This is a genomic window from Streptomyces sp. ISL-94 (assembly GCF_018614075.1).
Classification (GTDB): Bacteria; Actinomycetota; Actinomycetes; order Streptomycetales; family Streptomycetaceae; genus Streptomyces.
The window spans coordinates 20,395-44,495 of the sequence record NZ_JAGGOZ010000026.1 but is presented as its reverse complement, the minus strand read 5'-3'; the positions used below and the strand labels follow the sequence as shown (position 1 = coordinate 44,495).

Sequence of the window (24,101 nt, the reverse complement as noted above, 5' to 3'; positions counted from 1 at the left end):
ACAAGGCCATCCGCATACCGAGACGGGGGCGCTCCGTCACCCTCTGTGCTGTGAGATTTCCCGGGTATCCCGCATTCGGACCAGTGGTCGATCTCGCCTACACTCGGAGATGTGCCTCGTGGTGATGGACGACTCAACCACGACCTGCTCCCCGGCGAAAAGGGCCCCCAGGACGCTTGCGGCGTCTTCGGTGTCTGGGCTCCGGGTGAAGAGGTCGCCAAGCTCACCTACTTCGGACTGTATGCATTGCAGCACCGCGGACAAGAGTCCGCGGGCATCGCTGTGAGCAACGGTTCCCAGATCCTCGTCTTCAAGGACATGGGCCTCGTTTCCCAAGTCTTCGACGAAACCTCTCTCGGCTCGCTCCAGGGTCATATCGCGGTCGGTCACGCCCGCTACTCGACCACCGGAGCCTCCGTCTGGGAGAACGCTCAGCCCACCTTCCGTGCGACCGCCCACGGCTCCATTGCCCTGGGTCACAACGGCAACCTGGTGAACACCGCCGAGCTTGCCGAGATGGTCGCCGACCTCCCCCGTCAGGACGGCCGTGCCACCCAGGTGGCAGCCACCAATGACACCGACCTGGTCACCGCCCTGCTCGCCGGCCAGACCGACGACGAGGGCAAGCCCCTGACCATCGAGGAGTCGGCCGCCAAGGTCCTCCCCCAGGTCAAGGGCGCCTTCTCGCTTGTCTTCATGGACGAGGGGACCCTCTACACCGCCCGTGACCCGCAGGGCATCCGCCCGCTGGTCCTCGGCCGCCTGGAGCGCGGCTGGGTGGTCGCGAGTGAGACCGCCGCCCTCGACATCTGCGGCGCCAGCTTCGTCCGCGAGGTCGAGCCGGGCGAGCTCATCGCGATCGACGAGAACGGCCTGCGCACCTCGCGCTTCGCGGAAGCGAAGCCGAAGGGCTGCGTGTTCGAGTACGTCTACCTGGCGCGCCCGGACACCGACATCGCCGGCCGGAACGTCTACCTCTCGCGTGTCGAGATGGGCCGGCGCCTGGCCAAGGAAGCCCCGGCGGACGCGGACCTCGTCATAGCGACGCCGGAGTCCGGCACCCCCGCCGCCGTCGGATACGCCGAGGCCAGCGGGATTCCGTTCGGCGTCGGCCTGGTCAAGAACGCCTACGTCGGCCGGACCTTCATCCAGCCCTCGCAGACGATCCGCCAGCTCGGCATCCGCCTGAAGCTCAATCCCCTCAAGGAAGTCATCCGGGGCAAGCGCCTGGTGGTCGTCGACGACTCGATCGTCCGCGGCAACACCCAGCGCGCCCTGGTCAAGATGCTCCGCGAGGCCGGCGCGGCCGAGGTCCACATCCGGATCTCCTCGCCGCCGGTGAAGTGGCCGTGCTTCTTCGGCATCGACTTCGCCACCCGGGCCGAGCTGATCGCCAACGGCATGACGGTCGATGAGATCGCCACGTCGCTGGGCGCGGACTCGCTCTCGTACATCTCGCTGGACGCGATGGTCGAGGCGACCACCATCCAGAAGCCCAACCTCTGCCGTGCCTGCTTCGACGGCGAGTACCCGATGGAGCTCCCCGACCCGCAGCTCCTGGGCAAGCAGCTCCTGGAGTCCGAGCTCGCGGGCGGCACCGACGCCGCCGACGCGCTCCGTCGCCCGTAGCTCCCGCTCAACCTGCGCCGGGCCCTGTCTTTCAGGCTTTTCCCGGGGCCCGGCACCCCACGCAGCAAACGACACGAAAGCTCTCTCCTGTCATGACAGAGAAGACCACCGGTGCCAGCTACGCCGCCGCGGGCGTCGACATCGAAGCGGGAGACCGCGCCGTCGAGCTGATGAAGGAGTGGGTGAAGAAGACGCAGCGCCCCGAGGTCCTCGGCGGCCTCGGCGGCTTCGCCGGCCTCTTCGACGCCTCCGCCCTCAAGCGCTACGAGCGCCCGCTGCTCGCCTCCGCCACCGACGGAGTCGGCACCAAGGTGGACATCGCCCGCCAGCTCGGCGTGTACGACACCATCGGCCACGACCTGGTCGCCATGGTCATGGACGACATCGTCGTCTGCGGCGCCGAGCCGCTCTTCATGACCGACTACATCTGCGTCGGCAGGGTGCACCCCGAGCGGGTCGCCGCCATCGTCAAGGGCATCGCCGAGGGCTGTGTCCTCGCCGGCTGCGCCCTCGTCGGCGGTGAGACCGCCGAGCACCCGGGCCTGCTGGGCCCGGACGACTTCGACGTGGCGGGCGCCGGCACCGGTGTCGTCGAGTACGACCGCCTGCTCGGCGCGGATCGCATCCGTACGGGGGACGCCGTCATCGCGATGGCTTCGTCCGGCCTTCACTCCAACGGGTACTCGCTGGTCCGGCACGTCCTCTTCGACCGGGCCAAGATGTCCCTGGAGCAGGAGATCGCGGAGCTCGGCCGCACCCTCGGCGAGGAACTCCTGGAGCCCACCAAGATCTACTCGCTGGACTGCCTGGCCCTCACCCGTACGGCCGACGTCCACGCGTACTCGCACATCACCGGCGGCGGCCTCGCGGCGAACCTGGCCCGGGTCATCCCGGACCACCTGCACGCGACGGTCGACCGCTCCACCTGGGCGCCCGGAGCCATCTTCGACCTGGTCGGCAAGGCCGGCAGCGTCGAGCAGCTGGAGCTGGAGAAGACCCTGAACATGGGCGTCGGCATGATGGCCGTGGTCCCGCAGGAGTCGGTGGACGTAGCCCTGACCGTGCTGGCCGACCGGGGCGTCGACGCCTGGGTCGCGGGAGAGATCCTCGACCGCGGCGACCGTCCCGAGGGCGCCACCCTCACCGGTACCTACGCGAGCTGAGCAGCACTGAAACCCGGCCCGGGGCAATGCCCTGGGCCGGGTTTCAGCCATATGACCTGCTGTGCAGACGCCCTAGGACGTCAAGCGCCGCGCCGCTGTGCCGACGGACCGGACTCTTCGTCCTCATCGTCGTCGTTGTAGAGAGCCGCGTACTTGGCGTACGGGTCGTCGTCGTCCAGATCGTCATCGACTTCGACCGGCTCGCTGACAGGCAGCGGTTCCGTCGGCGATGCGCCCAGCTCATTGGCCAGACGCGAGAGGTCAGTCCCGCCGCTGTTGTACTTCAGCTGGCGGGCGACCTTTGTCTGCTTGGCCTTGGCCCGGCCGCGCCCCATGGCTCGACCCCCTCGGTGACGGGGCTCGACGGCCCCAGAGTCTGACACGCGTTCATGGTTCGGAGCGGGCTCTCCGTGGAGAGACCGTCCGTAGGGGTTTAACGGTACCTGCTTCCGCGGCCATACGGTACGCCGCCCGCATGACGCGCCCCGGTGCAGAACCAACAAGGCGCCCCGTCCTCGCTGGTCAACCGCGATTTTAACCCTTTCCTGGCGAGCGACCCGCCGAAGCGCAGTGAGTTCCGTCTCGCCGCGCCCCGGCGTGCCCGGCCCAAGGGGCCCTCCGAAGGGCCCCTCAGAAGGGTCCCCGGGAGGGCCAGACCACGCGGGCGGCGCGGGCATCCGCCATCCGCTGCTCGGCGATCCGGTCGGCCGCCGCGGCCGGCGGAATACCGTCCGCCTTCGCGCGTGCGAATATGGCCAGAGTGGTGTCGAAGATCTCCGAGGCCTTCGCCTTGCACCGGTCGAAGTCGAAGCCGCGCAGCTCGTCGGCGACCTGGATGACCCCGCCGGCGTTGACCACGTAGTCGGGCGCGTAGAGGATCCCGCGGTCCGAGAGGTCCTTCTCGATGCCGGGGTGGGCGAGCTGGTTGTTCGCCGCACCGCAGACGATCGCGGCGGTCAGGGCGGGCACCGTCTCGTCGTTGAGGGCGCCGCCGAGCGCGCAGGGGGCGTAGATGTCCAAGCCCTCGACGCGGATCAGCGCGTCCGTGTCGACGACTGCGGTGACCTTGCCCGGGTGCTTGTTCACGATCCGGCGTACGGACTCTTCCCGTACGTCCGTGATCACGACCTCGGCGCCGTCCTCCAGGAGGTGCTCGACCAGGTAGTGGCCCACCTTGCCGACACCGGCCACGGCGACCTTGCGGCCGCGCAGGGTCGGGTCGCCCCACAGGTGCTGGGCGCTGGCGCGCATGCCCTGGAAGACACCGAAGGCGGTGAGCACCGAGGAGTCGCCCGCGCCGCCGTTCTCGGGGGAGCGGCCGGTGGCCCAGCGGGTCTCGCGGGCCACGATGTCCATGTCGGCGACGTAGGTGCCGACATCGCAGGCGGTGACGTAGCGCCCGCCGAGGGACTCCACGAACCGGCCATAGGCCAGCAGCAGTTCCTCGGTCTTGATGAGGTCGGGGTCACCGATGATCACGGCCTTGCCGCCGCCGAGGTCGAGACCGGCGAGGGCGTTCTTGTACGACATGCCGCGCGAGAGGTTGAGCGCGTCCAGGACGGCCTCCTCGTCGGAGGCGTACGCGTGGAAGCGCGTACCGCCGAGGGCGGGCCCCAGAGCGGTGGAGTGGATCGCGATGACGGCCTTCAGGCCTGTGGCTCGGTCCTGGCACAGCACGACTTGCTCGTGGCCGCCCTGCTCCGTACGGAACAGGGTGTGCAGGACGCCGTCGGTCATTTCGGTCACGGTGGTGACTCCCATGGAAGAGATGCGGCGGAATGACGCCCGCCCTGCGGGTGGGGGAGGGCGTGCTGGGAGCAGAGTAAGACCTGCGGGGCGTGCGTAGGGGACCTGTCCGGAGATCGGAACACTCCCGTGGGACGGGCGGCTCCGGCCGGCCGGGCAAGAGGGGCCCGGGAGGTGAGCCGGGCCGCCCGGAGGGGCAGTACGAGAGCGTGAGCGAATCCCCTCCTTCCGCGCGCTCGGCGCCGACCGTTCCGTATGCCTCCTACCTGCGCGTCTACGAGCCATTGGCGGCCTTCCCCGAGCCGGAGCGCGCGCACTGGGCCGACTACGCCCGGCGCGGGGCCGCCCCGACCGCGCAGGACGAACTGCGCAGGTCCCTCACGGACTTGGTCCGGGTGCCCGTGGTGGGGGTGCCGGCGCACGAGAGCGCCGACGCGTTCACCGCGGAGGTCGAGGGGGTGCTGCTGGTCTGCCCGTGGCGGACCAGGCTGCGCGGCTGGCTGGCGCTCCAGGAGCTGGTCGAGTCGTTCCCGGGCCCGGTGCTGGACGCCGCGCTCCCGCCGGTGGCGCGGCGGCGGGCGGCCGAGGACTACGAGCGCTGGCGCGAGCGGAACCCGGACGCGCGCCCGTGGATCCGTACCGGGGTGTGGCAGGTCCCCCTGCGCTGGTTCGTGCTGGTGGCCCAGGAGGAGCGGGAGTACCTGCCGGGCGAGCGGCTGCGCTACCGGACGCCGATGGTGCAGGCGCGGCGGCGCCTCGCTCGGGCGCTGCGGGCCTTGCGGGAGGCGGAGGGATACGGGGTGCTCGCCGACGGCCTGGTGGAGGTCGGGAGCTGGCTGGAGGAGTTCCACCCGCGGTCGATGGTCGAACTGGACTACGGCGGGCTCCTGCACGCACTGCCGGCGGCCGGGCTGGCGGCGGACCGGTCGGCCGGGGAACTGGCGGAGGGGCTCGCGGCCTTGCGGGCGGGGGACGCGGAGGGGGCGGCCGAGGCGTACGGGGTGCTGGCGGACCGGTGGCGGGCGGTCCGGGAGAGACTGTTCGCGAATTAGTCCGGGAGGGCGGATCATGCTGCGAGTGGCCGCGAGGGATCCGTACGTACCGCTCCGTATCGGCTGATCGGCCATAAATGGCTGATCAGAGGCTTGATCATGGCATTTGGGACGTAGTTCCAGGACCTACGTCCCGATACGGGCCATTGGCCCAAGGGTGACGGACCGCACTATCTACACCCTTGCGCCCTTCCCCTACCCTCGTGCCAAAATAGGACAAGGAGTCCGGGGAGGGTTCCTTCCGTCCAACTAAGGGCGGAATGCTCGGCATTGCGCTCTACGGGGGGTCTGACGACTCCTGATCGCTCTGTGACTGATCGTTACAGTGGGGTGACTGTCCGTTATGGGACGGTCCATCGGCTTCCGCCGCTGATGAACACCTCGGAGGGCAATTCCATCGGTTTGGCCCTTGGGGCTGGACGGATGGTGTAGTTGTAGTGCCGAGGACAAGCCGTTCGTCCTATAACCGACTCGGCCCGCGTATGTCCATTTCGGGCAACGCGGGCCAAGGTGCAGAATTTAGAGGAAAGAACCGAGATGGTTCGGTTCTCCCGAGGAGGCCGCTCATGACCGCTCGCACCCCTGATGCCGAGCCGCTGCTGACCCCGGCTGAGGTTGCCACGATGTTCCGCGTGGACCCGAAGACGGTCACCCGTTGGGCCAAGGCTGGCAAGCTCACGTCCATCCGCACCCTGGGTGGACACCGCCGTTACCGCGAGGCCGAGGTTCGCGCACTGCTTGCGGGAATTCCGCAGCAGCGCAGCGAGGCCTGAGGTTTCGTAGCACCCCGCGTGGGGGCACCTCCCGGCGGTAGCTGGGGGAGGGTCTATATCGGGTCCCCCAATCCGATGAAACCCACATGGCTTCATACGGCTGGACCTGCCCCAACAGGTTTCAGTCGTTCGGTCGCGCTGGACTCCGCCGGGTCCAGCGCGATCTTTTTTTATGCCCAGGTCGGGCGGCGTCGGGCGGGCGCGGGGCTACCGGCGGGTTGGGTGCCATTGCACATATTAAATCGACCGCGCGTAGGGGTGCGATAAATGTGCGAGTCTCAAAAACTGGTGCGGTGACTCCCGTCACAGATGATCACTCTTGTATTTCCGGCAATGCACCCCGTATGGGGACGTGCGCGATCGGACGCATCATGCGAAAGGGGGATTCCGGCCGCGGCCGCCCGCCGGCCCCTCGCGGCGGTCGGACGGTATGGGCGACGGCGACGGCGACGGCGGCTCAGGGGGCACGGCGGGTTCCGTTGGGACGTCGGGGCGCCCGCTGAGGCCTGAGGGCCCCCAATGGCCCCTGAGGGGCCCCCGGGAGGCCCAGCGCTGCCCTGGGGCGGCGGGGCGGCGCCCGAGACCGCCGGCGCGATCAGCGCCCAGTGCCTTCCCCGCCAACGCGTCAGGGCCCGTATCCCCTGGGGGACACGGGCCCTGACGTTTCTGCGAACCTGACGGGACTTGAACCCGCGACCTCCACCTTGACAGGGTGGCGAGCTAACCAACTGCTCCACAGGTCCTTGATTTGCGGCCGCTCGGCGGCTGCGAATCAGACTGTACCGCAGCTCAGGGGGTGCAGTCGAACCGGATCACGGGGCCGCCGCATCCACGGCCTTCACGATCCGCTTGTCGGAGACCGGGTACGCCGTCCCGAGGGCGTGCGCGAAGTAGCTCACCCGCAGCTCCTCGATCATCCAGCGGATGTCCGTGACCGAGGCCGGCACCGGCCGCCCCTTGGGCAACTGCTCCAGCAGCCAGGCGTACTCGTCCTGCATCTCGTGGACCTTCTGCATGCGCGTGGTGTCCCGCTGGACGCCCGTGGGCATCTGCTGGAGCCGCCGGTCCGCCGCCACCAGGTAGCGCATCAGGTCCGGCAGCCTGCGCAGTCCGGTGAGGGTCACGAAGCCGGCCGGCATCAGGGCCGCCAGCTGCGTCTTCACGTCCTGGATGTTGGCCACCAGCGCCAGGCTGCTCGTGGCTTTCAGGCGGCGCTCACAGGCCTGCCAGGCCGCCAGCACCTGCTGCACCTGGCCGATCGTGCGGACGGTCGTGTCCACGAGGTCGGCGCGGACGGCCTCGTAGAGCTTGCGGAAGCCCGCCTCGTCCCAGGCCGGCCCGCCGTGGTCGGCGATCAGCTTGTCGGTCGCCGCCGTCGCACAGTCGTCGAACAGTGCCTGGATGGAGCCGTGCGGGTTCCGGGACAGGGCCAGCTTCTGCTGGTTGGTGAGGTGGTCCGAGGCGAACTTCGCCGGATTCACCGGGATGTTGAGCAGGATCAGCCGCCGGGTGCCCAGCCACATCGCCTGCTGCTGCTCGGCCTCCGTGTCGAAGAGCCGTACGGAGACTGTGCCCGCTGCCGCTCCCTCGTCGTCCACCAGCGCCGGGTAGGCCTTCACCGGCTGGCCGGCCCGACGGGTCTCGAAGACCTTGGTCAGCGTGCCGATGGTCCAGTCGGTCAGCCCGGTGCGCTCCACCGACTCCCCGCCCGCCCGCTCGGCGGTGGCCGCGGCGGCCTTGGACAGCGCCTGGCGGGCCTTGGGCTTCAGCTTCAGCCGCAGGGCTTCCAGGTCCTTGTCCTCGGCGAGGTTCTTGCGCCGCTCGTCGACGATCCGGAAGGTGATCTTCAGGTGCTCCGGGATCCGGGTCAGGTCGAAGTCCTCGGCCGAGACCGGGACCCCCACCATCCGCTGGAGCTCCCGCGCCAGGGTGACCGGCAGCGGCTCCTGCGGTGTCTGATTGCCGCCGGAGGCCGACGGCACCGCCGTCTGCAGGAAGCGCGTCGCGAAGTTCGGCGCGGGTACGTAGTGCCGGCGGATGGGCTTCGGGAGGGAGCGGATCAGCTCGGTGACGACCTCTTCGCGCAGACCGGGGATCTGCCAGTCGAAGCCCTCGTCGGTGACCTGGTTCAGCACTTGGAGCGGGATGTGCACGGTGACGCCGTCCGCGTCCGCGCCCGGCTCGAACTGGTAGGTCACCCGGAACTTCAGCTGCCCCTGCCGCCAGGTGTCCGGGTAGTCGGCCTTGGTGACCCCGGCCGCCTTCTCGGTCAGCAGCATCTCGCGCTCGAAGTCGAGGAGTTCGGGCTCCTCGCGCTTCTTGTGCTTCCACCAGGAGTCGAAGTGCGCCCCGGACACCACGTGTTCGGGGATCTTCTGGTCGTAGAAGTCGAAGAGGGTCTCGTCGTCGACCACGATGTCGCGGCGCCGGGCCCGGTTCTCCAGCTCCTCCACCTCGGTGAGGAGCTTGCGGTTGTCGGCGTAGAACTTGTGGTGCGTCCGCCAGTCGCCCTCGACCAGCGCGTTGCGGATGAACAGCTCGCGCGAGACCTCGGGGTCGATCCGGCCGTAGTTGATCTTCCGCTGCGCCACGATCGGCACGCCGTAGAGCGTGACCTTCTCGTACGCCATCACGGCCGCCTGGTCCTTCTCCCAGTGCGGCTCGCTGTACGTGCGCTTGATCAGGTGCTGCGCCAGCGGCTCGACCCACTCGGCCTCCACCTTGGCGTTGACCCGGGCCCACAGCCGCGAGGTCTCCACCAGCTCCGCCGACATCAGGAACTTCGGCTGCTTCTTGAAGAGCGCCGAGCCCGGGAAGATCGCGAACTTGGCGCCGCGGGCACCCAGGTACTCGTTCTTGTCCGTGTCCTTCAGCCCGATGTGCGACAGCAGGCCGGCCAGCAGGGAGATGTGGATGTTCTGCTCGGGGGCGTCCGCCTCGTTGACGTGGATCCCCATGGTCTTGGCGACCGTACGCAGCTGCGAGTAGATGTCCTGCCACTCGCGGATCCGCAGGAAGTTCAGATACTCCTGCTTGCACATCCGGCGGAACGAGGAGGAGCCGCGCTCCTTCTGCTGCTCGCGGATGTAGCGCCACATGTTCAGGAACGAGAGGAAGTCGCTGGTCTCGTCCTTGAAGCGGGCGTGGTTCTGGTCGGCCTGGGTCTGCTTGTCCGAGGGCCGCTCGCGCGGGTCCTGGATGGACAGGGCCGCCGCGATGACCATGACCTCGCGGACGCAGTTGTTCTTGTCGGCCTCGACGACCATGCGGGCCAGGCGCGGATCCACGGGGAGCTGGGAGAGCTGGCGTCCCATGGACGTCAGCTTCTTGCGGGGGTCCTTCTGCGCCGGGTCGAAGGCGCCGAGCTCCTGGAGCAGCTGCACGCCGTCGCGGATGTTGCGGTGGTCCGGCGGGTCGAGGAAGGGGAACTTCTCGATCTCGCCGAGGCCGGCCGCGGTCATCTGGAGGATGACGGAGGCCAGGTTCGTGCGCAGGATCTCGGCGTCCGTGAACTCCGGACGGGCGTTGAAGTCGTCCTCGGAGTACAGCCGGATGCAGATGCCGTCGCTGGTGCGGCCGCAGCGGCCCTTGCGCTGGTTGGCGCTGGCCTGCGAGATCCGCTCGATGGGCAGGCGCTGGACCTTGGTGCGGTGGCTGTAGCGGGAGATGCGGGCGGTGCCCGGGTCGATGACGTACTTGATGCCCGGGACGGTGAGGGAGGTCTCGGCGACGTTCGTCGCGAGGACGATCCGGCGGCCCGTGTGCTGCTGGAAGACGCGGTGCTGCTCGGCGTGCGAGAGGCGGGCGTAGAGCGGGAGCACCTCAGTGAATCTTAGATTCCGTTTGTTCAGGGCGTCCGCCGTGTCGCGGATCTCGCGCTCGCCGGAGAGGAAGACCAGGATGTCGCCGGGCCCCTCGGAATGGAGTTCGTCCACGGCCTCGCAAATCGCGGTGATCTGGTCGCGGTCGGAGTCCTCGGAGTCCTCCTCCAGGAGGGGCCGGTAGCGCACCTCCACCGGATAGGTCCGGCCGCTGACCTCCACGATCGGCGCGTCCCCGAAGTGCCGGGAGAACCGCTCCGGGTCGATGGTCGCCGAGGTGATGATCACCTTGAGGTCGGGGCGCTTCGGCAGCAGCGTGGCCAGATAGCCGAGCAGGAAGTCGATGTTCAGGGACCGCTCGTGGGCCTCGTCGATGATGATCGTGTCGTAGGCGCGCAGCTCGCGGTCCGTCTGGATCTCCGCGAGCAGGATGCCGTCCGTCATGAGCTTCACGAAGGTCGCGTCCTGGTCCACCTGGTCGGTGAACCGGACCTTCCAGCCGACCGTCTGGCCGATCTCCGACTTCAGCTCCTCGGCGATCCGCTCCGCGACCGTGCGGGCGGCGATCCGGCGGGGCTGGGTGTGCCCGATCATGCCCCGGACCCCGCGGCCCAGTTCCATGCAGACCTTGGGGATCTGCGTGGTCTTGCCGGAGCCGGTCTCGCCCGCGACGATCACGACCTGGTGGTCGCGTATCGCCTCGGCGATCTCGTCCTTCTTCTGGCTGACGGGCAGGTTCTCGGGATACGTGACCTCGGGCATCCGCGAGGCACGGCCGGCCAGTCGCGCGGCGGCCTTCGCGGCCTCCGCGGCGATCTCGTCGAGTGCGGCCTGCTGGGCCTCGGGCTTGCGGATACGGCGGGCGCCTTCGAGGCGGCGGCCGAGGCGGTGCGCGTCACGGAGGGAGATCTCCCCGAGAAGCGTCTGCAGGGCGGCGAAGGAAGTAGACATACCTGGTCGAGGATCTCACCTGGTCCCGCCGGGTGGCGAACGCATTTGTGCCCCTCCCCGTACCATTTCGGGACGAGTCCCCCAGTTGTGTGAGTGAGAGGCAGCCCACCGTGTCCCGCCGTCGCCGTATGTGGTGCCTGCTGGCAGCCGTACTCGCGATCCTGCTGGGCACCGCCGCCCCTGCCCTGGCCGGGCCCCCGCAGCCCTCCGCCGCCTCCACCGCACGAGCGGCCGTGGCCTGGCCGGCCGATGACGGGCCGGGCGCGGGTCCGGTGTCCGCCTGGGATCCGGTGCCCGCTTGGGGCCCGGTGTCCGCCTGGGGCCCGGGCTCGCGGCAGCACGGGCCCGCCTGCGCCCCCGGCGCCCCCGACCCCGGCGGCGTGCCCGCCGTGCCGGTGCGCCCCGGCGGGGACCACGCGCAGCTTCCGCCGGGCGCGCCGCAGCCGGAGGGGGCGCGCCCGCACCTGCCGGTACCCGTACGGATCCTCGTACGCGGGCCCGATCGGGCGACGCCGGGGCCGGTGGAGCTGTCCGTGCTGCGGGTCTAGGAGGACCGGTCGGTTCCGCCGGTCCGCCTCATCACCCGTGATCACCCGTAGCTCTGGAGTACCCGTATGTCCTCTTCCTCCCGCCAGCCCCTGCTGATCTCCGCCGGAGTCGCCGTCGCCGCGGTCACCCTCGGCCTCGTCTCCTGGCAGGCCACCGCACCCGAGAACACCCCCGACCGGTCCTCGTCGGCGTCCGCGCCCCAGGCCGGCGACCCCGCCGCCGAACTCAAGGCGCTCGCCCGCCGCGAAGCCGGCGACCGGCTCGCGCTCGGCCGCGCCGACGCGCCCGTCGTCCTGATCGAGTACTCCGACTTCAAGTGCGGCTACTGCGGGAAGTTCGCCCGGGACACCGAGCCCGAGCTGGTGAAGAAGTACGTCGAGGACGGCACCCTGCGCATCGAGTGGCGCAACTTCCCGATCTTCGGCGCCGACTCCGAGGCCGCCGCCAAGGCCGCCTGGGCGGCAGGGCAGCAGGACCGGTTCCAGCGGTTCCACGCGGCCGCGTACGCCGAGGGCGCCAAGGAGAAGGGCTTCGGCGAGGCGCGCCTGGTGGAGCTGGCCGAGCAGGCCGGGGTCCCCGACCTGGAGCGCTTCAAGAAGGACATGGCCGGCGAGGAGGCCGCGGCGGCCCTGCGGAAGGACCAGGACGAGGGCTACCGCATCGGCGTCAGCTCCACCCCGTCCTTCCTGGTCAACGGGCAGCCGATCGCCGGCGCCCAGCCCCTCGGCGCCTTCACCGCCGCCATCGCCAAGGCCAAGGCAGCCGCGGCGGCGCAGCGGTGACCGACATCGGATACCTGGCCGCCCTGCTCGGCGGCCTCCTCGCCCTGCTCAGCCCGTGCAGCGCCCTGCTGCTCCCGGCCTTCTTCGCCTACTCGATCGACTCCGCCTCCCGGCTGCTCGCCCGGACCGGGATCTTCTACGCGGGCCTCGCGAGCACCCTCGTACCGCTGGGGGCGGCCTCCTCGACCGCCGGCCGGTTCTTCCACGGCAACCGCGACGCGCTCGTCCTCGTCGGCGGCTGGCTGATCATCGCGCTGGGCCTCGCCCAGATCCTCGGCCTCGGCTTCGCCTCCCGGCGCATCTCCGAGCTCTCGGGGAGGATCCGCCCGACCACCGCCCTGTCGGTGTACGCCCTCGGCGCGGTCTACGGCCTCGCCGGCTTCTGCGCCGGCCCGATCCTGGGCAGCGTCCTGACCGTGGCGGCGGTCAGCGGCAGCCCGGTCTACGGCGGCCTGCTGCTGGCCGTGTACGCGCTGGGGATGGCCGTACCGCTCTTCGTGCTGGCCCTGCTGTGGGAGCGCTTCGAGCTGGGCAGGCGGCGCTGGCTGCGCGGCCGGGCCCTCACGGTGGGCCGCTTCGAGCTGCACACCACGTCCGCCCTGTCCGGGCTCTTCTTCATCGCGCTCGGCGGGCTGTTCCTCGTCTTCGACGGGGCGAGCGCGCTGCCGGGGCTGCTCGACGTGGACGACTCGTTCGCGGTGGAGCAGCGGGTCCGGTCCCTGGCGGACGGGGTTCCGGACTGGGCGCTGCTCGGGCTGGTCGCGGCGGGGGCGGCGGTCTTCGGCCTGGTGCAGTGGCGCCGCCGGTCCAACCCCACGGGAGAGGCCGAGTAACGCAGGAAGGCCCCGTCCGAGGACGGGGCCTTCCGATGGTGGCTGGGGCCGGGGTCGAACCGGCGACCTATCGCTTTTCAGGCGATCGCTCGTACCAACTGAGCTACCCAGCCACGAAACCGTTTCCGGCTTCAGCGATCCTGACGGGACTTGAACCCGCGACCTCCACCTTGACAGGGTGGCGAGCTAACCAACTGCTCCACAGGACCTTGCAGTGTGCGAGACCAAGTCTTGCACACGGTAACGCGTACCCCCAACGGGATTCGAACCCGTGCTACCGCCTTGAAAGGGCGGCGTCCTGGGCCACTAGACGATGAGGGCTAAAGGCCCGCCTGGGCGCTTTCCAGCGCGTCGGGGACGTGAGAAGCATATGGGATCCGGGGAGCTATCGCCAAAACGGTTTCTCCCCCGCAAGGGGAGGGGCCCCCACGGGAGGGACAATGACCGCGTGCTGGAGATGACGCGCGAGGAGTTCGAAGAGCTCGTCGCAGAGGCCCTGGACCGGATCCCGCCGGAGCTGACGCGGCTGATGGACAACGTGGCGGTGTTCGTCGAGGACGAGCCGCCCGCCGACGACCCCGAGCTGCTCGGCTTCTACGAGGGGATCCCGCTGACGGACCGCGGCGAGTGGTACGCCGGGGTGCTGCCGGACCGGATCACGATCTACCGGAACCCCACCTTGCGGATGTGCGAGGACCGCGAGAGCGTGATCGCCGAGACGGAGGTCACCGTGGTGCACGAGATCGCCCACCACTTCGGGATCGACGACGAGCGGCTGCACGCGCTGGGCTACGGATGACCCGGCCGGTCGAGGGTGCCGAGGCGATCGACCCGGACGTCGACCTGCACGTGCCCGCGCAGGCCGCCGAGCCGCAGGGCCGGGTGCTCGCGGCGGTGGCGGCCGGCGGGGCGCTCGGGGCATCGGCCAGATACGGGATCTCCCTGCTGTGGCCGGCCGCCGGGCCCGGGGCCTTCCCGTGGGCGACCTTCTGGATCAACGCGGGCGGCTGTGCGCTGATCGGCGTACTGATGGTGCTGATCAGTGAGGGCGGGCGCTCGGCGCATCCGCTGGTGCGGCCCTTCGCCGGGGCCGGGATGCTCGGCGGCTTCACCACCTTCTCGGCCTACGCCGTGGACACCTCGCGGCTCCTGGACGAGGGGGAGGCGGCGGTCGCGCTGGCGTACGCCGGGCTCACGGTGGTGGCGGCGCTGGGCGCGGTGTGGGCGGCGGTCGCGGTGACGCGGCGGGTGGCCGGTGTCCGGGGCGGGTTCCGGGGTCGTTTCCGGGGTCGGGCGGGGGGCCGGTGAACTGGCTGATCGTAGTCGTGGGCGCGGCCGTCGGGGCCCCGCTGCGCTACCTGACGGACCGTGCGGTGCAGGCCCGGCACGACGCCGTCTTCCCCTGGGGCACCCTCGTGGTCAACGCGGCCGCCTCGCTGGCGCTCGGCGCGCTGGCCGGCGCGGCCCTGGCCGGGGCCTCCTCCGCGCGGCTGGACCTGCTGCTGGGGACCGGGCTGTGCGGGGCGCTGAGCACGTACTCGACGTTCTCGTACGAGACCCTGCGGCTGGCGGAGAGCGGCCGGTCCTTCCTCGCGGGGGCGAACGTGGCGGTATCGGTGCTGGTCGGGCTGGGCGCCGTACATCTCGGGTCGCAGGTGGCGCGGCAGCTGTTCGGCTGAGGGCGTGTCTCTTACGGGTCAAAGGGAGTTGGGCACATTGACCCGCTCATGCGGACCCTCACCCCTCAGGCTCCGGAGGTGCCCCCGTGCGCCAGTTGTCCGCTTCCCTCCGACTGGCCGTCACCGCGCTCGCGGTCGCGGCGACGGCCGGCTGCATGAGTGTCGGCGAGGACGCGGCGCAGCCCGGGCCCTCCTCCTCCGCGGACCGCAAGGGCGGCTCCGGGTCGGCGGCGGGCGCGGCCGCCGGGCGCGGCTCCGGGGTCCACGGCAACGGGCACGGCGCGAAGGACGGTACGGAAAACCAGGACGGCAAGCCCAAGGAGGACGGCAAGGCGTCCGGCGCGACCGGGGGTTCGCCCAGCCCGGGTGCGCCGAGCGCCGGGCCGGGAGCGCCCTCGCCGTCGGCGGGACCGGGCGGCGGGGCGGGCGGCCAGGGCCCCCAGCAGCCGCCCTCGGGGGGCTCGGGCGGAGCGGGCGGCTCCGGGGGCTCGGGCGGTTCGGCCGGGTCGGGCGGCTCGGGCGGTTCGGGCGGCGGCCAGCCGACGAGCGGGCCGACCGGGCAACCGACCGCTCCGGCGACCCCGCCTGTGACGGAAACCACTCCTCCGGCGAGCCAGCAGCCGGAGCCGACCACCCAGCCGCTACCGCCGTCGTAGGCCGGCGGCAGTCGGCCCCAGCCCTGCCCCCACCCCTCTCGGACCCGCGAGCGGACCGAGTGTCTTCGCAGGTCAGAGCCGCTTCAGGGGGAGCGACTTGCCAGACCGGGGGGAGGGTGCGTATGGTTATAGATCGTTTGATCCCATTGCCCGGCGCCGACTCCGAAGAGCGCCGTGTGGCGCGTACTCTCCCTAGCCGTGGCTGACCGCATTGAGGCGGTCGATTTGCGATTCACGGAGTTTGGGCGCGTGCCGAGACTCCGGAAGGTTTCGCATTTCGCATGTCCATTTCCAGTTCTGACCGTTCCGTCATGCCCGAGAACGACTCCCACGAGATCGTCGAGATCGTCGACGCTGCCCCGGCCCTTCTGGCCGACGAGGCCGTCGAGGCCCTTGAGGCCATCGAGGCGGACGAGATCATCGAGTCCCTCGAGGACTCCAACGACTTCGACGAGGACGGCGACGCCGACGTCGACGCCGAGCCCTCCCTCACCTTCGGCGACCTCGGTCTGCCGGACGGCATCGTGCGCAAGCTCGCGCAGAACGGCGTGACCGCCCCCTTCCCGATCCAGGCTGCGACCATCCCGGACGCCCTGGCCGGCAAGGACATCCTCGGCCGCGGCCGCACCGGCTCCGGCAAGACCCTCTCCTTCGGTCTGCCGACCCTGGCCTCGCTGGCCGGCGGCCACACCGAGAAGAAGAAGCCCCGCGCGATCATCCTCACGCCGACGCGTGAGCTCGCGATGCAGGTCGCGGACGCCCTCCAGCCCTACGGCGACGTGCTCGGCCTGAAGATGAAGGTCGTCTGCGGCGGCACCTCCATGAGCAACCAGATCTTCGCTCTGGAGCGCGGTGTCGACGTCCTCGTCGCCACCCCGGGCCGTCTGCGCGACATCATCAACCGCGGCGCCTGCTCCCTGGCGAACGTCCAGGTCGCGGTGCTCGACGAGGCCGACCAGATGGCCGACCTGGGCTTCCTTCCCGAGGTCACCGAGCTGCTCGACCAGATCCCCGGTGGCGGCCAGCGCATGCTCTTCTCCGCCACCATGGAGAACGAGATCGGCACCCTGGTCAAGCGCTACCTGACCAACCCCGTCACGCACGAGGTGGACAGCGCTCAGGGCAACGTCACGACCATGACGCACCACGTCCTCGTCGTGAAGCCGAAGGACAAGGCGCCGGTCACGGCCGCCATCGCCGCCCGCAAGGGCCGCACCATCATCTTCGTCCGCACCCAGCTGGGCGCCGACCGCATCGCCGAGCAGCTCGTCGAGTCCGGCGTGAAGGCCGACGCGCTGCACGGCGGCATGACGCAGGGCGCCCGTACCCGCGTCCTCGCCGACTTCAAGGACGGCTACGTCAACGCGCTCGTCGCGACCGACGTCGCCGCCCGCGGCATCCACGTCGACGGCATCGACCTGGTCCTGAACGTGGACCCGGCCGGCGACCACAAGGACTACCTGCACCGCTCGGGCCGTACCGCCCGCGCCGGCAAGTCGGGTGTCGTGGTCTCCCTCGCCCTGCCGCACCAGCGCCGCCAGATCTTCCGCCTGATGGAGGACGCGGGCGTCGACGCCACGCGCCACATCGTCCAGGGCGTCGGCGCCTTCGACCCGGAGGTCGCCGAGATCACCGGTGCGCGTTCGCTGACCGAGGTCCAGGCCGACTCCGCGAACAACGCCGCCAAGCAGGCCGAGCGCGAGGTCGCCGAGCTCACCAAGCAGCTGGAGCGCCTGTCGCGCCGTGCCGTGGAGCTGCGCGAGGAGGCCGACCGCCTCGTCGCCCGCTCCGCGCGTGAGCGTGGCGAGGACCCGGAGGCCGCTGTCGCCGAGGTGGCCGAGGCCGCTGTCGCCGAGGTCGCGGCTGCCGCCGCGGCCGCTGCCGCCGAGCTGGCCGCGCAGGAGCGCCGCGAGGAGCAGCGCGCCCAGCGCGACGACCGCGGCAACTTCGAGCGTCGCGACAACCGCGGCGACAACCGCGGTGGCGACCGCGGCGGTGACCGCGGCGGCTTCCGCCGTGACGACCGCGGCGACCGCGGCGGCCGTCCGTCCGGTGGTTTCAACCGTGACGACCGTGGTGGCGACCGTGGTGGCTTCCGTCGTGACGACCGTCCGTCGGGTGGCTTCCGCTCGGGTGGCGACCGTCCGTCCGGTGGTGGCTTCCGCTCCGGTGGCGACCGTCCGTCCGGTGGTTTCAACCGCGATGACCGTGGTGGCGACCGTGGTGGCTTCCGTCGTGACGACCGTCCGTCGGGTGGCTTCCGCTCGGGTGGCGACCGTCCGTCCGGTGGTGGCTTCCGCTCCGGTGGCGACCGTCCGTCCGGTGGTTTCAACCGTGACGACCGTGGCGGCGACCGTGGTGGCTTCCGCCGTGACGACCGTCCGTCGGGTGGCTTCCGCTCCGGTGGCGACCGTCCGGCCACGGGCAACGGCACGTACAACCGTGACGACCGCACCTCCGGCAGCGGCTTCCGCTCCGGCGGCGGCGACCGTCCGTTCAACCGCGACCGTCGTGACGACCGTCCGGCCGGTGGCTTCCGCTCCGGCGGCGCCGGCGACCGCCCGTACGGCCGCCGCGACGACCACCGCCCGTCCGGCTCCGGTTCCACCGGTTCCACCGGCTCCTTCGGTGGCCGCCGCGACGACAAGCCGCGCTGGAAGCGCAACGGCTGATCCAGGCCTGAGCTGAACCACTGACAGGGCCCCCACGACACCGTCGTGGGGGCCCTGTTGCACACCCGGCCGCCGAGCGACAGGCCGGTAGCGGGATACCCGATCGGCTGAGCGGCGCTGTCCGGCTATGCTCTGGGGAGAGCACCTGGAGGGCCATTAGCTCAATTGGCAGAGCAGCGGACTTTTAATCCGTTGGTTGTCGGTTCGAGTCCGACATGGCCTACTGCTCGCGGGGACGAGGAAACATCCTCTGACCTGCGCTTGAGCGCCCCATCCGATTTCTTCGGGTGGGGCGCTTTGCCGTGCCCGGGGCGCCCGTTGGCCTGATATGAGCCCGAGGTGAGCCCGGCGGTACGAGCGGCCTGCCTCGGGACCAACTTCACCGCGGCCTCGGCAGCCTTTCGCGCCACCTCGGGCAGGACGCTGGTGTACGTGTCCGAGGTGATGGTGATGGAGGAGTGCCCGAGCATCTCCTGCACGACCTTCATCTCGGCGCCAGCCGCAAGGGCGAGGGTCGCCGCGCCGTGGCGCAGGTCGTGCAGCCGGATCGGGGGCAGACGCGCCTCGGCAGCCAACCGCCGGAACTGGTCGGTCACCCATGCCGGGTGCAGCCACTCGCCGTTCTCCTGCGTGAACACCCGGCCTGTGTCGACGTACGCCTCGCCCCACGTGAGGCGCTCCTGCATCTGGCGCTTGCGGTGCTTCTTGAGCACCTTCACGGTCTCGGAGTCGAGGGCGACCACACGCTCGCCGCTGTCCGTCTTGGGCGCGGACTCCTCGACCTTCCAGCCGCGCTGTACGAGCTGAGTGGCGACGGTGAGGTGCCCGGCCGCGAGGTCGGTGTCTGTCCATTGCTGGCCGCACGCTTCGCCTCGGCGCAGGCCGCGGAAGGCGATCACGTGGAACAGGGCGTAGAGGCGGTGCTTCGCCGCGCGGTCGAGGAACGCGCCTGTCTGCTCGGGCGTCCAGACCATGACGGGCGACGGCTTGTCCCCCGTCCGCTTCCACTGGGCGATCCGTTCGTCGGTCCAGACGAGTGCCTTGGGCCGCTTCCCCGTCTCCAGCTCGACATGTGACGCCGGGTTGAACGTGATGAGCTGCTGGGCGATGGCATCGTTCAGAGCTGTTCGCAGCGTCGCCCGGATGCGCTGGCGGGTGGCTGCCCCGGTGGCCTTCCGGAACGGCTTCATCTCGGCGAGCTTGGCGCGCTCCGCGGCGATCCGCGCGCGCTCGGCAGGGAGGGGGCGCCCGGGTGTGGTCGGTTTGCTCAGCGCGACCTGTGCCCGTCGGTTGGCGTTCTCTACGAGGATCTCCTCGTTGTGCTCCTCGATCGCGTCGAACAGCTCCACGAGGTGGCCCACGTTGAGCCGGTCGAGGCGGTGCTGCCCGATGTGCGGCTTCAAGTGGACGCGGATGTGGGACTCGTACCCGTCGATGGTGGAGTCGCGGCGCCGCTTGCCGGCGAGCCACTGGTCGAGCCAGTCGCCGACGGTCAGGCGGGCGGTCAGGGACTGCCCGGTTCGGAAACGACTCTGCGTCTCCTCGTAGTCGGGTATCGCCTCTTTCTTCGTCGCGACCGTTTCGAGCAGGTCGCCGACGAGTAGGCGGCCGTCGGGGTCGTCGTCACCGGGGATGCCGAGGAGCGCGCGCAGCTTGTCGAGGTCGCTCTGCGCCTCGTTCTTCGTGGCGTAGCCCGAGCGCCGGAAGGTGCGGCGGTTGCCGTCCTTGTCGTTCGGCAGCTCCTGCCGGATGTTCCACAGGCCATGGCGCTTGTTGGTCAGCTTGGGGCAGGACTGGCCGTACTGCTTGCCGGTCTCAGGGTTGCGGCAGGCGCAGCGTCGGAACGTGGAGCCGGTCAATCCGTGTTCTCCTTCGGTTCGAAAATCTCCACGGCCTCGGGGTGATCGAGCATCTCGAATTCCCGCATGTCGTTGACCCACTTGGCGCTGTACGACGGGACACGCAGGCCGTACTGCATCATCGAGTTGAGGGCCTTGGCGAGTTCCTGCAAACAGTCGAGATAGGCACGGCGAGCGGTCAGCGTCTGCTCGGCGTCGTCGCCGTGGCGGGCCTGTGTGAAGTGGTGATGACCGCTCGCCTTCTTGAGTAGGGCCTGCGCTGTCTGGAGCTCGCGGTACACCTCGGTCGGTGCGGCAACCTCACGCCAGACGCCGATACGGCTGTGCCCTTCGGCCCCGCCGATCTTCTCGCTGTCCACGTAGATCCGGCCGTCCGTGTGGAGGAATGCCGGCGGCTCCTCGCCGGTGATCCAACGCCATGCGTAGTACGGGTGCAGGCCACCCCACCGGGCCGGTGAGGGGGTGGCGTCCATGTCGCCGAGCGGAAGCATCAGCAGCAGCGGTGGGACACCCAGGGCATAGGCGAACGTGAGCAGTTCGTCGATGGTGATCTCCCGGCGCCGCTTGCCGTCTTTGTCTCGGCGACCGGTCTCGATGTTCGTGATGGCCGCGTACGTCAGTTCCGGGGCCCCGACACGTGCGCACTCCTCGGCGAGCTGCTCACGGTTGAGCCCGAGGCGCGTCCGGTGCTTCCGGATCTGGTCTGCCGCGAGGTCGCTGAGATTCTGAGGGTCGGAGTGCATATCGACATGTTAGCGCGGCGTGTTGCACTCCACCAGTCGATGCCGCTAGCGTGTGATCAAGTTCAAGTCGCACTCTCTAGAGTGCATATCGACACGCTAGGAGTTTCGGTGATTCGCCCCCCGCTCAACCGGGAAATGACCCACGCCGAGCTGACCGCTCTGCCGGTGAGCTTCTCCCTGGACGTGTCCAATCGGGCGCTGAGGATCGGCCGCACGCAGGGCTATGCCATGGCCAAGCAGGGCACGTACCCCATACGCGTGCTGCGCCTCGGTCGGCAGTACCGGTGCACGCGGTACGACCTGCTGCGCTTCCTCGGTGTCTCGGTGGATTCTGCCGAGCACACAGCGGCCTGAACGGGGTAGCCACCTCTTGAACCCCGAACTGGCACCCTCCCCGCGTCGCGTCGCCCTATGGGCCGCCGCGCAGGGCTGGTACGTGCACCCCCTCGCCCCGGGCACCAAAGTGCCTGTCCGCGGCTGCGATCGCTGCTCGGCGGGTAGCAAGGAGCGGCCCAACCCTCAACACGTCGCCCACGATGGGCACGGCTGCGAGTGCATCGCCGCCGGACGCCCGTGTCACGGCGTGCTCGCCGCGACCACCGACCCCGACCGGATCGCCTCATGGTGGGCCCGTACTCCGGCCGCCGGGGTCGGCGTCGCCGCGGGCCCGTCCGGTCTGGTGATCCTCGATGTGGACTGTCACGGTGGGCAGCCTCCCGAGGACCTCGCCGAGCTGCTCCCCGGTGTGGACCTGCCCAACGACATCAATCCCGGCAGCATCATCGACGGCCGAGACACCCTCGCCCTGCTCGTCGAGGCGCGGCGGGCTGTGCTGCCCGGCTGCGGACCCGAAACTCTCACCGTGCGCACGCCTTCCGGCGGAGTGCATTACTGGTTCCGCGCTCCGGCCGGTACGGCGTGGCGCCCGCTCGCAGGGGCGTTGGGCTGGCAGCTCGACGTGCGCGCCGGTTCCTCGTACGCGGTCGCCCCGGGTACGGTCACCCGCTCGGGCACGTACACGGCGCTCGGCGACTGCCGCACGGTTGCCGAGCTGCCGGTGTGGCTGGCGCGCGACCTCGACCGCACCGGGCACCGCGTACGCCCCGAGCGGCCCCGCACGGTGCTGCCCTGGCGGACGCGCAGCATGGGCAGCGGGTACGCCGCCGCTGCGGTCGAGGCCGAGCTGCGGGCCGTCGCCGAGGCGCAGCCCGGCACCCGGAACGCCACGCTCAACCGCGCCTCCTTCAACCTCGGCACCCTCTGCGCCGCCGGCCGCCTCGACCGGGGACAGCTCGCCGACGTGCTGCTCGACGCTGCTCGGCACGGTGGACTGTCAGACCGCGAGGCCGAGGCCGCGATTCGCTCCGGCCTCACCGCCGGCGAGCGGAACCCGCGCACACACGCCGGGGCCGCCGCGTGAGCACCCCAGCCTTTGACTCGCTCGCCGCCGCCCGCTCCGTCGTCCCCTTCCCGATGACGGAGCAGGGCGGCGAGCAGCCGCGCGCAGCGAAGCAGGAACGGCAGCCCCCGCAGGCCGAGGTGCTGCGCGTGCTCGGGCAGAACCGCTTCCGGTACCTGCACCACAACGGCGCCCCGTACGCGGTCCCGTACGAGGGGCCGGCCATCGCCGTGCCACTGCGCGCAGCAGCCCACACCGGTACCGGCAGCCTGCGGCAGCACCTCACCCGCATCTACGTCACCGAGCAGGACCGCACGCCCTCACAGACCGCCCTCGCCGATGCCGTCGCCACGCTCGATGCCCTCGCCATGCGCGCACCCGAGACCGAGCTGCACCTGCGCGTCGCTGCGGACCCCGAGGACACGGCGGTGTCCTGGCTCGACCTCGGCCGCCCCGACGGGGAGTCGGTCCGCATCGCCCCGGACGGGTGGACCCTGACGTGCCCGGACCCTGAGGCAGGGCCGATCTGGCGCCGCAGCAAGCTGGTTCGCCCTCTGCCACGCCCGGACCGCCCGGCCGGCGGCTGGCGCGAGGGCATCGGGGAACTCTCCGCACTGCTGCCCTTCACTCCCGAGACGCTGCCGCTCGCGGTCGGCTGGCTGCTGGCCGCGCTGCGTCCCGGCATACCGCGGCCCATTGCCTATCTGACCGGCGAACAGGGCACCGGAAAGAGCACCTCGGGCCAGATGCTCACGGGAATCATCGAGGGCGCCCGTGCGCCGCTGCGGCAGGCGCCCGAGAACCTGCGCGACCTCGGCCCGACCACCGCGGCCGGATGGGTGCTCGCCCTCGACAACCTCTCCGGGCTGCCCGGCTGGCTGTCCGACGCCCTGTGCCGCATCGTCACCGGCGACGCGCAGGTGACCCGCGCCCTCTACACCGACGACGACGTGAACGTGCTGACCTACCAGCGCCCCGTACTGCTGACCGGGATCGACCTCGGGGCGCTCCGCAACGACCTCGCCGAGCGCATGATGCCGCTCGAACTCCAGCCCATCCGCCGAGACCAGCGACGCACCGCGAGCGCCCTGTGGGCCGCGTACGAGCAGGCGCACCCGCGCATCCTCGGCGCCCTGCTCGACCTCGCCGCCGTCGTGTGGGCCGACCTCCCGCATGCCGCCGCAGACCTTACCGAGCGCCCCCGGCTCGCCGACTTCGCCGAACTGCTCCACGCGCTTGACCGCGTCACTGGCTGGCGCAGCCTTGCTGCCTTCAACGGCGCCCAAGACGCCCTGAACGACGCCGTCCTCGATGGCCACCCGGTCGCCGGCGCCCTGCGCGACTGGACAGCCTCCCCCGCCTTCCCGCCCGGCGGCTGGCAGGGCACCATGGGCGACCTTCACCGGCAGCTCAGCAGCGACGGCCGCGGCTTTGCCGACGGCTGGCCCAAGACACCGGCCGTACTGAGCGCCCGCATCCGACAGGTCGCCCCGGCGCTCCGGGCTCGAGGCATCCACGTGGCGCGCACCTCGGGCAGCAACAAACACGGCAAGGTCTACGCCGTGACCTGCAGCTCAACTTCATAGCCAGACGCCACACCGTGCTCCGGACTGCAGCGGTTGCGAGGCGCTTGCGTGTTCGAGGGAGGTGTACGGAGACATGCGCCGCGCCCCCGGCTTTGAGGCGTCTCCCGTGGTAGCCGAGTGGCGAAAGTGGAGCACGGCGACTTGTGACGCCACAAAAAGAGAGTCAGCTTCACCTGGAAAGCAACTCAGTGGGATTTCGAAAGAAATT

General features: G+C 70.5%; 19 protein-coding genes, 5 tRNA genes and 1 pseudogene. 16 read left to right on the top strand and 9 right to left on the bottom strand.

Translation table 11 applies throughout. The annotated features are described in order from the left end of the window. The first annotated feature begins 111 nt into the window (after nt 1-111). Entirely contained in the window at nt 112-1,629 is a 1,518-nt protein-coding gene (gene purF, locus J7E94_RS09740; RefSeq protein ID WP_215014115.1) for an amidophosphoribosyltransferase, read from the top strand. Nucleotides 1,630-1,721: 92 nt separating this feature from the next. After that, complete coding sequence (purM, locus tag J7E94_RS09735; protein ID WP_215014112.1) at nt 1,722-2,792, top strand: phosphoribosylformylglycinamidine cyclo-ligase; 1,071 nt, start codon at nt 1,722-1,724, stop codon at nt 2,790-2,792. Between the two features lie 80 nt (nt 2,793-2,872). Here the strand turns inward: purM and J7E94_RS09730 are convergent, their stop codons facing one another. Together J7E94_RS09730 and J7E94_RS09725 are read right to left on the bottom strand one after the other, a co-directional pair. Next, a complete protein-coding gene (locus J7E94_RS09730; protein WP_215014111.1) occupies nt 2,873-3,127 on the bottom strand; it encodes a DUF3073 domain-containing protein in 255 nt (84 codons plus the stop codon). Between the two features lie 295 nt (nt 3,128-3,422). Beyond that, nucleotides 3,423-4,553, bottom strand: a complete 1,131-nt coding sequence (locus J7E94_RS09725) for a Glu/Leu/Phe/Val dehydrogenase (protein WP_215014110.1) — start codon at nt 4,551-4,553, stop codon at nt 3,423-3,425. Between the two features lie 194 nt (nt 4,554-4,747). On the opposite strand from J7E94_RS09725, the gene J7E94_RS09720 reads away from it, so the two are divergent. Next, entirely contained in the window at nt 4,748-5,590 is an 843-nt protein-coding gene (locus J7E94_RS09720; RefSeq protein ID WP_215014109.1) for a hypothetical protein, read from the top strand. 566 nt (nt 5,591-6,156) lie between these two features. Further along, on the top strand, nt 6,157-6,363 hold the full coding sequence (gene bldC / locus J7E94_RS09715) for a developmental transcriptional regulator BldC (protein WP_003949541.1): 207 nt from the start codon (nt 6,157-6,159) through the stop codon (nt 6,361-6,363). Nucleotides 6,364-7,032: 669 nt separating this feature from the next. Here the strand turns inward: bldC and J7E94_RS09710 are convergent. Both J7E94_RS09710 and hrpA read right to left on the bottom strand, forming a co-directional pair. Next, nucleotides 7,033-7,106: transfer RNA gene (locus tag J7E94_RS09710), tRNA-Asp, on the bottom strand. Nucleotides 7,107-7,175: 69 nt separating this feature from the next. Further along, complete coding sequence (gene hrpA / locus J7E94_RS09705; protein WP_215014108.1) at nt 7,176-11,135, bottom strand: ATP-dependent RNA helicase HrpA; 3,960 nt, start codon at nt 11,133-11,135, stop codon at nt 7,176-7,178. Between the two features lie 89 nt (nt 11,136-11,224). Here hrpA and J7E94_RS09700 point away from each other — a divergent pair, with 89 nt between their 5' ends. From J7E94_RS09700 to J7E94_RS09690, 3 genes are all read left to right on the top strand, one after another. Next, nucleotides 11,225-11,683 (top strand): hypothetical protein, encoded by a 459-nt coding sequence (locus J7E94_RS09700; RefSeq protein WP_215014107.1) that lies wholly within the window; start codon nt 11,225-11,227, stop codon nt 11,681-11,683. 66 nt (nt 11,684-11,749) lie between these two features. Continuing rightward, on the top strand, nt 11,750-12,466 hold the full coding sequence (locus J7E94_RS09695; protein ID WP_215014106.1) for a thioredoxin domain-containing protein: 717 nt from the start codon (nt 11,750-11,752) through the stop codon (nt 12,464-12,466). After that, nucleotides 12,463-13,299 (top strand): cytochrome c biogenesis CcdA family protein, encoded by an 837-nt coding sequence (locus J7E94_RS09690; protein ID WP_215014104.1) that lies wholly within the window; start codon nt 12,463-12,465, stop codon nt 13,297-13,299. The genes J7E94_RS09695 and J7E94_RS09690 overlap by 4 nt, the downstream gene beginning before the upstream one ends. A 36-nt stretch (nt 13,300-13,335) precedes the next feature. Here J7E94_RS09690 and J7E94_RS09685 read toward each other — a convergent pair. The 3 genes from J7E94_RS09685 to J7E94_RS09675 form a co-directional block, all read right to left on the bottom strand. After that, nucleotides 13,336-13,412: transfer RNA gene (locus J7E94_RS09685), tRNA-Phe, on the bottom strand. Between the two features lie 22 nt (nt 13,413-13,434). Then, nucleotides 13,435-13,508 (bottom strand) — tRNA-Asp (locus J7E94_RS09680). Nucleotides 13,509-13,547: 39 nt separating this feature from the next. Then, nucleotides 13,548-13,620 (bottom strand) — tRNA-Glu (locus tag J7E94_RS09675). A 127-nt stretch (nt 13,621-13,747) separates the two neighbouring features. Here J7E94_RS09675 and J7E94_RS09670 point away from each other — a divergent pair. The 6 genes from J7E94_RS09670 to J7E94_RS09645 all read left to right on the top strand — a co-directional run bounded on the left by J7E94_RS09670 (nt 13,748) and on the right by J7E94_RS09645 (nt 18,529). Continuing rightward, entirely contained in the window at nt 13,748-14,098 is a 351-nt protein-coding gene (locus J7E94_RS09670; RefSeq protein WP_215014102.1) for a metallopeptidase family protein, read from the top strand. After that, the gene (locus tag J7E94_RS09665; RefSeq protein WP_215014100.1) at nt 14,095-14,607 is read left to right on the top strand and encodes a CrcB family protein; all 513 of its coding nucleotides are present in this window, start codon (nt 14,095-14,097) and stop codon (nt 14,605-14,607) included. Before J7E94_RS09670 ends, J7E94_RS09665 begins: the two co-directional genes overlap by 4 nt. Beyond that, nucleotides 14,604-14,978 carry a CrcB family protein gene (locus J7E94_RS09660; protein WP_215014099.1) on the top strand — a complete coding sequence of 125 codons (375 nt, stop codon included), beginning with the start codon at nt 14,604-14,606 and terminating at the stop codon, nt 14,976-14,978. The genes J7E94_RS09665 and J7E94_RS09660 overlap by 4 nt, the downstream gene beginning before the upstream one ends. Before the next feature lie 86 nt (nt 14,979-15,064). After that, the gene (locus J7E94_RS09655) at nt 15,065-15,634 is read left to right on the top strand and encodes a hypothetical protein (RefSeq protein WP_215014098.1); all 570 of its coding nucleotides are present in this window, start codon (nt 15,065-15,067) and stop codon (nt 15,632-15,634) included. A 311-nt stretch (nt 15,635-15,945) separates the two neighbouring features. After that, nucleotides 15,946-18,306 carry a DEAD/DEAH box helicase gene (locus tag J7E94_RS09650; protein ID WP_374224417.1) on the top strand — a complete coding sequence of 787 codons (2,361 nt, stop codon included), beginning with the start codon at nt 15,946-15,948 and terminating at the stop codon, nt 18,304-18,306. Nucleotides 18,307-18,456: 150 nt separating this feature from the next. Then, nucleotides 18,457-18,529, top strand: a tRNA-Lys gene (locus J7E94_RS09645). Nucleotides 18,530-18,566: 37 nt separating this feature from the next. Here J7E94_RS09645 and J7E94_RS35895 read toward each other — a convergent pair. After that, nucleotides 18,567-20,165, bottom strand: a pseudogene (locus J7E94_RS35895) (tyrosine-type recombinase/integrase); the annotation flags it as partial. Continuing rightward, nucleotides 20,162-20,908 carry a helix-turn-helix transcriptional regulator gene (locus J7E94_RS09635; RefSeq protein ID WP_215014096.1) on the bottom strand — a complete coding sequence of 249 codons (747 nt, stop codon included), beginning with the start codon at nt 20,906-20,908 and terminating at the stop codon, nt 20,162-20,164. The gene J7E94_RS09635 and the pseudogene J7E94_RS35895, both read right to left, overlap by 4 nt. A 108-nt stretch (nt 20,909-21,016) precedes the next feature. Between J7E94_RS09635 and J7E94_RS09630 the strand changes: the two genes are divergently transcribed. From J7E94_RS09630 to J7E94_RS09620, 3 genes are read left to right on the top strand one after another with little or no spacing between them, the layout of a single operon-like run. After that, nucleotides 21,017-21,262 (top strand): hypothetical protein, encoded by a 246-nt coding sequence (locus J7E94_RS09630; RefSeq protein ID WP_308344798.1) that lies wholly within the window; start codon nt 21,017-21,019, stop codon nt 21,260-21,262. Next, nucleotides 21,225-22,328 (top strand): bifunctional DNA primase/polymerase, encoded by a 1,104-nt coding sequence (locus tag J7E94_RS09625; RefSeq protein WP_308344796.1) that lies wholly within the window; start codon nt 21,225-21,227, stop codon nt 22,326-22,328. Before J7E94_RS09630 ends, J7E94_RS09625 begins: the two co-directional genes overlap by 38 nt. After that, the gene (locus J7E94_RS09620) at nt 22,325-23,893 is read left to right on the top strand and encodes a hypothetical protein (RefSeq protein WP_215014094.1); all 1,569 of its coding nucleotides are present in this window, start codon (nt 22,325-22,327) and stop codon (nt 23,891-23,893) included. Before J7E94_RS09625 ends, J7E94_RS09620 begins: the two co-directional genes overlap by 4 nt. Nucleotides 23,894-24,101 lie beyond the last annotated feature (208 nt).

What these genes read in the sequence shown, in the direction of transcription:
- purM (WP_215014112.1), top strand. Translation starts at nt 1,722, where the DNA reads ATGACAGAGAAGACCACCGGTGCCAGCTACGCCGCCGCGGGCGTCGAC.
- J7E94_RS09730 (WP_215014111.1), bottom strand. Translation starts at nt 3,127, where the DNA reads ATGGGGCGCGGCCGGGCCAAGGCCAAGCAGACAAAGGTCGCCCGCCAG.
- J7E94_RS09725 (WP_215014110.1), bottom strand. Translation starts at nt 4,553, where the DNA reads ATGGGAGTCACCACCGTGACCGAAATGACCGACGGCGTCCTGCACACC.
- J7E94_RS09665 (WP_215014100.1), top strand. Translation starts at nt 14,095, where the DNA reads ATGACCCGGCCGGTCGAGGGTGCCGAGGCGATCGACCCGGACGTCGAC.
- J7E94_RS09635 (WP_215014096.1), bottom strand. Translation starts at nt 20,908, where the DNA reads ATGCACTCCGACCCTCAGAATCTCAGCGACCTCGCGGCAGACCAGATC.
- J7E94_RS09650 (WP_374224417.1), top strand. Translation starts at nt 15,946, where the DNA reads ATGCCCGAGAACGACTCCCACGAGATCGTCGAGATCGTCGACGCTGCC.
- bldC (WP_003949541.1), top strand. Translation starts at nt 6,157, where the DNA reads ATGACCGCTCGCACCCCTGATGCCGAGCCGCTGCTGACCCCGGCTGAG.
- J7E94_RS09695 (WP_215014106.1), top strand. Translation starts at nt 11,750, where the DNA reads ATGTCCTCTTCCTCCCGCCAGCCCCTGCTGATCTCCGCCGGAGTCGCC.
- hrpA (WP_215014108.1), bottom strand. Translation starts at nt 11,135, where the DNA reads ATGTCTACTTCCTTCGCCGCCCTGCAGACGCTTCTCGGGGAGATCTCC.